At 38.5% G+C, this 7,315-nt stretch carries 11 protein-coding genes; 6 read left to right on the top strand and 5 right to left on the bottom strand.

The features are described from left to right. From HMPREF0519_RS14095 to HMPREF0519_RS12550, 4 genes are all read left to right on the top strand, one after another. A partial coding sequence (locus HMPREF0519_RS14095) for a head-tail connector protein (RefSeq protein ID WP_220094607.1) occupies positions 1-186 on the top strand: 186 nt, incomplete at its 5' end. A 341-nt stretch (positions 187-527) separates the two neighbouring features. Next, complete coding sequence (locus tag HMPREF0519_RS12560) at positions 528-1,019, top strand: hypothetical protein (RefSeq protein WP_003636756.1); 492 nt, start codon at positions 528-530, stop codon at positions 1,017-1,019. A 315-nt stretch (positions 1,020-1,334) separates the two neighbouring features. Continuing rightward, positions 1,335-2,195, top strand: a complete 861-nt coding sequence (locus HMPREF0519_RS12555; protein WP_003636754.1) for a replication initiator protein A — start codon at positions 1,335-1,337, stop codon at positions 2,193-2,195. Positions 2,196-2,543: 348 nt separating this feature from the next. Continuing rightward, on the top strand, positions 2,544-2,909 hold the full coding sequence (locus tag HMPREF0519_RS12550) for a DUF5839 family protein (protein ID WP_040472843.1): 366 nt from the start codon (positions 2,544-2,546) through the stop codon (positions 2,907-2,909). A 120-nt stretch (positions 2,910-3,029) separates the two neighbouring features. Here the strand turns inward: HMPREF0519_RS12550 and HMPREF0519_RS12545 are convergent, their stop codons facing one another. The 5 genes from HMPREF0519_RS12545 to HMPREF0519_RS12525 form a co-directional block, all read right to left on the bottom strand. After that, positions 3,030-4,199 (bottom strand): relaxase/mobilization nuclease domain-containing protein, encoded by a 1,170-nt coding sequence (locus tag HMPREF0519_RS12545; RefSeq protein ID WP_003636746.1) that lies wholly within the window; start codon positions 4,197-4,199, stop codon positions 3,030-3,032. Continuing rightward, the gene (locus HMPREF0519_RS14505; RefSeq protein ID WP_040472844.1) at positions 4,181-4,534 is read right to left on the bottom strand and encodes a plasmid mobilization protein; all 354 of its coding nucleotides are present in this window, start codon (positions 4,532-4,534) and stop codon (positions 4,181-4,183) included. The genes HMPREF0519_RS12545 and HMPREF0519_RS14505 overlap by 19 nt, the downstream gene beginning before the upstream one ends. Before the next feature lie 467 nt (positions 4,535-5,001). Next, positions 5,002-5,271, bottom strand: a complete 270-nt coding sequence (locus tag HMPREF0519_RS12535) for a helix-turn-helix domain-containing protein (RefSeq protein ID WP_001748276.1) — start codon at positions 5,269-5,271, stop codon at positions 5,002-5,004. Further along, positions 5,258-5,629 (bottom strand): type II toxin-antitoxin system RelE/ParE family toxin, encoded by a 372-nt coding sequence (locus HMPREF0519_RS12530; RefSeq protein ID WP_003636737.1) that lies wholly within the window; start codon positions 5,627-5,629, stop codon positions 5,258-5,260. Before HMPREF0519_RS12530 ends, HMPREF0519_RS12535 begins: the two co-directional genes overlap by 14 nt. 51 nt (positions 5,630-5,680) lie before the next feature. Continuing rightward, positions 5,681-6,268, bottom strand: a complete 588-nt coding sequence (locus tag HMPREF0519_RS12525) for a site-specific integrase (RefSeq protein ID WP_003636735.1) — start codon at positions 6,266-6,268, stop codon at positions 5,681-5,683. A 76-nt stretch (positions 6,269-6,344) separates the two neighbouring features. Between HMPREF0519_RS12525 and HMPREF0519_RS12520 the strand changes: the two genes are divergently transcribed. Then, positions 6,345-6,623 (top strand): type II toxin-antitoxin system Phd/YefM family antitoxin, encoded by a 279-nt coding sequence (locus tag HMPREF0519_RS12520; RefSeq protein ID WP_003636732.1) that lies wholly within the window; start codon positions 6,345-6,347, stop codon positions 6,621-6,623. Further along, complete coding sequence (locus HMPREF0519_RS12515; RefSeq protein ID WP_003636731.1) at positions 6,623-6,979, top strand: type II toxin-antitoxin system YafQ family toxin; 357 nt, start codon at positions 6,623-6,625, stop codon at positions 6,977-6,979. Before HMPREF0519_RS12520 ends, HMPREF0519_RS12515 begins: the two co-directional genes overlap by 1 nt. Positions 6,980-7,315 lie beyond the last annotated feature (336 nt).

Raw genomic sequence — 7,315 nt, 5'->3', positions numbered from 1 at the left:
ATTCTTAACAGTGCAAAAGCGTATCTAAACAACGCTTGCAATAACGATATGAGTTCAGACGATCGATATAAATTTATCATTGTCGAATTGGCGACTTTGTATTACCAAAATAGAGGAGTATTAACGACTGTAAAAGATTTTCCTTATTCCTTGCGTTGTGTGATTAATCAGTTAAAATACAATTAACCTTCTATTTATTTGGTATTGGCACATATATCAGAAAAAACGTCATTCTTAATTGAGTGGCGTTTTTTTGTTGTATTAAAAAATTAATCAGTTACAATAAAACTAGCCGACTTTCTATTTATTCAGATCTTTATGCCAATTGCATATCAAAAAGCACTACTCATTAATTTGGGTGGTGTTTTTTTGTATCTAATAAAATTTTTATTTTATAACGTGATATAAACGCATTCTACTGCATTGTTTGTTTATACGTGCGAATAATTCATTAGTATTCAGATTGAGTCAAGAAACATTTCAGAAATAATTCAGAATAATGATATAATTCTATTGAGGTGATTAAGATGAATTCAGAATTATTCACGATGTCTCAAATTTCACGCAAATTAAACGTTAGCAAGAGTAGCGTATACAGAAGTATAAGTAAGCTGAATTTAAGAGAAAATAGCACTAGAGGAAAAGCAAAACTATATAATCAAGAAGCATTCCAAAAAATTCAAAAAGACTTATCAGATTTGAACAGTAAACAGTTCATCAACAATTCAAAGAACAATTCGGAATTAATTCAAGAATTAAAAATGGAAGTTAAGCGTTGGAAAAGTGAAACCGATAAAAGAAATGAACAAATAGACAAACTTACGCAATTATTAGATCAGTCGCAACGTCTACAATTAGATGTTCAAAATAAATTGAAGAAATTAGAAAGTAACACCGTACAAATCCGTGAGAACGATTCTAAGGACGATAGCAATGATTCAGATACAAATATAAGCAAGCAAAACGAAAAGCCCTCTAATGAGACACAAGAGAGCTTTTGGAAACGGTTATTTAGATAGGTTGTGAATATTTTTCGAGTAGTATATAATAAGGTCAATTAAATACGAGTAAACAAAAAAGGCACTGATTGATAGAAGCCCTTCGACAAACTTCTACTAATCAGCTAACAAGTGCTAGAGCCACTTGATAGCCTTTAGTGCCAATCTTATTAACATATTTTTGAAAGAAGTTTCGGAATACAATTTCCTACTTCTTTCATTATATGAAATGAGACTGGTAAATGCAAGATACATAGTTGCAGACTAAAGAGGTATCAAGTTGAGGATGACTTGTTATCTCTTTTGTTTTCTCTAAATAAAGGGAGATATGTAATTATGCAATTTTTCAAAGTAAAGGAAAGCAACTTAAATTCAGATTTAAAGGGTGGCAATGAGATTCTGATTTATTCATTGCTAGAAGACCGTATGCAAGCAAGCACTAAGAATAAAGATTTTTTCAGTAAAAAGTTTAATGATTATTATGTTATTTACACACGTGATGAGTTAGCAATGAAGCTAGGCGTTAACGTCAGCACAATTACAGAAGTTTTTAAACGATTAGTAAAAAAGGGTTATTTAGTTATGAAACACCAATTCAATGGGGCAACTAAACTATTCTTACCAAAATTTGAGAATGAAACAAATCCAGAAGCCAACAATGGCAACGTAAAACGGGAAATCCAACGTCCTGAAATTGGAAAACCTAATTCTAGTAGAACACTTAATTCAAATAAACAAATAACAGATAATACAAATGATACGTGTTCACGGACTAATTCTCCAAAAGATTCCAACCTCACTCAAAAGCCTGATCAAAACAAAGTTATCAAGCAAGCTGAATTAGATGTGATTGCTAACAGTTTAGTTACAAAAGTTCATTTACCTAAGCAAGCCGTTAATATCATGAAGACCTTCTCTTTTGGGGATCCCAAAAAACTATATGCCTATGCCGGTTTATTATTTAAAGCTAAGTCAGCAGTCAGTAAACAAGCTAAGAACATTCTGAATGCCCAAGAAGCCCTATCATTTGAATTAAACACGGATTACCAAGAAACTTTAGACATGGATTTGAAACGGATTATTGTTTCGGCTAATAAGAAAACCAGTCAACCAGACGGCTATATGATGACTTCACTCATGGATATGTTTCAGAATAAAGTTAACGATTATTGTATTCATGATGTTGTGTATCAGTAATTGGTTAAGGTGAATCAATTACGGGTAATTTAAGAACGTCACTGGAACACTTAATTGTTACTAATAAAATTAGTCGTTTTCAGTGATTACATTAGGGTAGGCCCTAGTTAAGCATCGTGCTATCAACAGACGCAAAGGGCCCGCTCATAGGGTGATGGGCAGGCCAATTACGCATATTTTACCGAGATAAATTTTGTACACTTAGGTGTACGATGTATATTATAAGCGGCTTGGTTAATCAATAAAATCTCTTCCGTTGAGAAGAGACTTTATCCGTTAACTATATTTTCGGCAAAGTAGTTTAGCTGATTAACTTTAAGTTAGTTAGTAACAGAATGGAGGAATTCTATGTCATCAACTCATCATATCGAAACCGTTATTAACGGCCATCATGTGAATAAAAATCATTATTTTAGTCCTAAAAGTTATCAATGGCGGGTTCGCCATCACAAAACCATGGGGAAAAAGAATCTTGCGATTGGTCAATTAGCTTGGGTAGAAGTGACTGGCCAGGTTAAACCGGTTTTAGTGATCATTACCGGGATTCACAAGTTAACCGAGGCTGCTGATCGCCAAGTCGCACGACAATTAAAGACCGTCAAGACGATTACGACTAACTCAGTTAAAGATCTTGATGCACGCACTCGGGATAACTTTGATCAGTACCTAGCTGCTCACCCCCAAGGAGACGCCTTTTATCGACCCCAAAAATGAGTTAATAACCCAAAAACGAGTCCCGTTAAAATCCCGGTTGGGATTACCGCTAGCAAATAATTCTTAATTTCATACCACGAGAACCGCTTTTTCGTGGTTTGTAACTGCTGCTCCACTTGATTAGCGACTTGGGCCAGCGTCTCTTGGATAGTCTGGTTCACTTGGTTGCTGAGTTGGCTGAGGCGCTGGTTGTTTTGGCCTTGCTCGGTTTGAATTCGTTTGAGGGTGGTTAGATTTTCCTGACTGATCAGGTTGGTCTGCTTTTGAAACGTTGCGTAAGCGCTTTGTAAGGTCTGTTTTAATTGGGCTTGCGAGCTGGCGTTGCTGCTGTCTAAGTTGTTTAAGGTCGTCTGAAATTGTTGATTGACCTGTTGAGCGGTTTGTTCGATCTGCTGAAGTTGTTGATCGAGAGATGTTTTGGCTGTGGCCTGAAACTGAATTTGGGTGCCTTGATAATTCCGCAGTTCGATTAAAGTTCGTTCGAGCTGAGTCAACTGTTGCTTTAATGGCTCGTTCTGGTTGCTGGTTGGTTCTTGTTTGGTTTTGTCGGCTTGCCAACTCATTAAAAATCGTCTCCTTTTCATAATCAAGCCCGAGTTTGGTTCCCCGAGACTTGTAATTGGTCCCTAATAGCTGATAGGTAAGATTTTTGCCCCGTTCCCATACTTTAACTGCCTGTTGTTTCAAGTCGTCCTGAAAGGCCTGAAAATCGCGAATCAGGGGGTTCTGCATGGTGTGATCGACGGCTTGGCGGATTTGATCTTTCCAAGTGGGCTGCTGTTTAGCCCGGAGCTTAATTTCGGCCATTGAGCGTTTCTCGTGACGGTTAGGATCGGGCCGGGTGACCATTAAGCCCCGTTCCTGACACACCTGATCAGTGATTTGGACTAAGCGATCGCGGTATTGATGCCAATTACCGTGCATTTTTTGACCGGTTTCGAGGTTAATCGCGCCAACGACAGCATGGACGTGCAACGAATCGGTATCGGCATGTTCATAAAGGGCCACCTGTTGATTGGGATAGGCTTTGGCATAAACTTCTTTGGCAACGGCTAAAACCGTTGTCTGATCATGAGGATCTTGCGGATTAAATTCCAACGGGCTAAAGGCAATCCGGCTGGCATACGCTTGGGTTTTCCCAGGATTGCCATAGACGGCCCGCACTTGTTTAAATTCGCTTTTAGCGTACTGAATATCTAAATTGAGGCCATCTTTTTTGATGGCTCGTTTTTCAGCGTAATTGACTAACCTAGATGCACTGGTGGAACGTTTTATGTGAGTTGTTGCCATACGCGGTGCACCTCGTTTTGTAAATCCTTTAATGCCTGGGGATCGATTTGACCACCTTGATTAGCATGATGGGCCAATTGATTAAGATTACCGCCAATTTTAGCTAACTGATGAGTGATGTTCTGGGCATCTTGGGCGGCAATCTTAGGCGTTACCAAGCGCGCCCCCTGGGCCTTCTTTTTGACAAAAGCCGGCACGGACAGATTTAAAGTTTGCGCGGAACGCGCCAGCTTTAAATAGTCCGGTTCACTCACCCGAAAATTAATTTGTTTGCTAGCCTGACGATGAACCTGAGTCGTCTTTTTTGTGCTAGCCAGATTTTGTGGTTCGTTCACAAGTCCCACCTCCGTTGCCCTGCGGGCAATGTTATTCGAGATATCAAAAGTCGGATCAGCCGCAGGCTGACTACCTCCTAATGATAATCGAATAACAGAGGCTTGGCAATCAACCCGCATGCTAGCCACAAGACTACGTTTGTGGCTGCTGCGGTGCTTGCAAGGGAGAAAGCTAACGCTCCCCCTTGACCCCCAAGTTAGCTGCGCAATGCCAAAGTGGTTAGCCGGTTGGCTAGCCACTTTTTGGCAAAGGTTCGCGCTTTTTACTCAAAATTGCTATCGGAATTTGAGTAAAAAAGTCTTCCAGACAGGGGCTGTCGGCCGAATGATTTTGCATCATGAGCATGCCTTCAGCAGGAGCCTTTCAGGCGGAGTTTTGCGCAAACGGCGCAAGCTAATTTAGCTTGATCAAAAAAGCAGCAGTTGATTAAATCAACTGCTGCCAAATACCCCTTTAAAGGTCTAACTTATTGAGTAAATTCAATTTTAATTGTTTTACCCATAGCATGGGCAATTTCAGCTAGTTTATCAAACGTTACATTATCGCCACGTTCGATTCTAGCAATGGTGGATTGAGGGACGTTTGCTCTTTCAGCTAAATCGGCCTGAGTTAGGCCAGCTTCTTCACGAGTATGATACAACGCTAAGGCACTGGCAGATTTTTCCTTGTCAGCATGATAAGCTTCAGCAAACTTAGGGTCTTTTAATTCCCGGGTTAAAATATCATTGATTTTCATTTTGACTATCCTCCCATTCAGTTCGTAATTCAATCGCATGTTTAATTTCAGCGGGTGTTGTTTTTTGTGTCTTTTTGGTAAACCCATGGGTAATCACATATTTTGGTCCCTTAACGTGAAAGTATAATGCCCGTTGAATATTACTGGATACTTTACTTCTTAATTCATATAAATTTTTAGCTGATGCTATCTTTTTAACCCAAGTCATGCGTTGAGCGACTAGTAAACCTTGATCCTGCGTATCTGTAATCACTTGCAGTAATTTAGCGCGATCTTTAAGTGGCAGTTGCTGTAACCATTCATCGAATTCATCATGACCATTGGGACGTTTGTAAGTTTCAAATTCTGGCTTTTCCATATTTGAATTATACCATATATATTATTATTTTAAAGTTATACGCTATTGCATTCAACCAAAATCAATTTGATCCAGCATCGTTTCGGTACTAGCCTGGTCTAAGCCTAAATAAGCTAACGTCATCGCTTCACTGGAATGATTGAGCAGATTCATGACTAAGCCAATATTATAATTTGATTGCGTGTAGACGCGATAAGCACCGGTTTTGCGCATCGTATGGGTCCCTAGATAATTAATGCCTAACAGCTCGCCAACCTTACTCATAATTTTGTAGAACTGTTTTTCCGTGATATGGCGCTCGGGGTGTTGAATGGAAGGAAAGAGCCATTCAGAGGCTAGTCTATGATCAAGTAGCCATTGACGGTACAATAAGAGCTCTGTTTGAACCGGTTTAAGGTACAAGGTATTAGGTTTACCCGTTTTTCGATCGTGAATGAACGCATTTTGTTTAATAGAACCGTCCGGATTAAAAATATCGGTTTGTTTTAAGCGCATGACATCACTGACTCGCAGCAGTGTCGCTTTGCCAACTTGAAAAACTGTATAGTTACGTCGGCCAGCTTTAAAGTTATTGAGTAAAGTATCTTGAACATCTTTAAGAACGTTTGAATCTTTGATGGGTAAAACAACTTGTTGCATAGTTTTAGCTCCTTAAAAAATTGATTTTTAATACAAATTAAAGTACAATATTAAGTACAATGAAAGGGTGGTAAATATGACATTAGCACTAACACAGAGCGATTTTCGCGCTAACCTAAAAAAATATTTAGATCAAGTTAATGACGAAGATGAAACCGTTTATATTGCTCGTTCAAATAGTCGCGCAGTGGCCATCGTTTCACAAGAAAAAATGGACTGGATAGAAAGAGCATTAAAAGCGAAAGAAGGTTCGTTAGAATATGCAATTGCGCGTGATCAGTTAATTAAACGACATGTTTTAACTGATGATGAAATTGTTGAATCAAATGATGATTATTGGGGTCAGTTTAAATAATGAAAAAACTAAGATTTAAACCACGTGCAACCTTTAATGCTGATCTAAAACGGTTAGCCAGTTTAGACAAATCTATTATTGATGAAGTTCGAGCAGCCATTGACCTGTTGCTTGAGCAGCAACAATTACCACCAGAATTTGAAGATCATGAGCTTAATCGGCGAATGAGCGGTTATAATGAATTTCATTTACGAGACACCCCGAAAAACAAAACACCCAGCGAAACTAACGATGTTCTGGTTGTTTATACGATTGATACAGATGAACTAGTCTTAATTGGCATTCGAGTCGGATCGCATGATCGTTTATTTCCTGGTCAAAATCGTTCTAAAAGGTATCGAAAAAATAACGAATAAAAGAAGCTATTTCTGGTATATAAAAATAAATAACCCCTAATATCTACATTATAGATATTAGGGGTTATTCTTTCAACGTTTTCGAGGGGGTATTGGTTAGTTATAGACCCTGAGTTAAGGTTAAATTAGGATAGTCTGCTAGCCTGATTTTAACAGCATCGTTCCGCTGTTCAAGTGTATGATGTAATGAATTGCTTAAACGTTGTCGAATGTCCCGGAGCTCCAATTCTTTTTTTGGTGTTAGTTCCAGATCTCTAATTTCTCCTGGTAATGATAATCAATCCTATGGGTGTATGATAACAAAAATAAGGGTAATAGGTAGATTGCAAATTTAAG

The sequence above is a fragment of the Lentilactobacillus hilgardii DSM 20176 = ATCC 8290 genome (genome assembly GCF_000159315.1).
Taxonomy (GTDB): domain Bacteria; phylum Bacillota; class Bacilli; order Lactobacillales; family Lactobacillaceae; genus Lentilactobacillus; species Lentilactobacillus hilgardii.
The sequence above is the reverse complement of the archived record's forward strand: the minus strand, read 5'-3'. Positions and strand labels throughout refer to the sequence as shown.

Coding starts and splice junctions, on each gene's coding strand:
- HMPREF0519_RS12530 (WP_003636737.1), bottom strand. CDS start 5,629: ATGGAAAAGCCAGAATTTGAAACTTACAAACGTCCCAATGGTCATGAT.
- HMPREF0519_RS12560 (WP_003636756.1), top strand. CDS start 528: ATGAATTCAGAATTATTCACGATGTCTCAAATTTCACGCAAATTAAAC.
- HMPREF0519_RS12545 (WP_003636746.1), bottom strand. CDS start 4,199: ATGGCAACAACTCACATAAAACGTTCCACCAGTGCATCTAGGTTAGTC.
- HMPREF0519_RS12515 (WP_003636731.1), top strand. CDS start 6,623: ATGAAAAAACTAAGATTTAAACCACGTGCAACCTTTAATGCTGATCTA.
- HMPREF0519_RS12520 (WP_003636732.1), top strand. CDS start 6,345: ATGACATTAGCACTAACACAGAGCGATTTTCGCGCTAACCTAAAAAAA.
- HMPREF0519_RS12535 (WP_001748276.1), bottom strand. CDS start 5,271: ATGAAAATCAATGATATTTTAACCCGGGAATTAAAAGACCCTAAGTTT.
- HMPREF0519_RS12550 (WP_040472843.1), top strand. CDS start 2,544: ATGTCATCAACTCATCATATCGAAACCGTTATTAACGGCCATCATGTG.
- HMPREF0519_RS12555 (WP_003636754.1), top strand. CDS start 1,335: ATGCAATTTTTCAAAGTAAAGGAAAGCAACTTAAATTCAGATTTAAAG.
- HMPREF0519_RS12525 (WP_003636735.1), bottom strand. CDS start 6,268: ATGCAACAAGTTGTTTTACCCATCAAAGATTCAAACGTTCTTAAAGAT.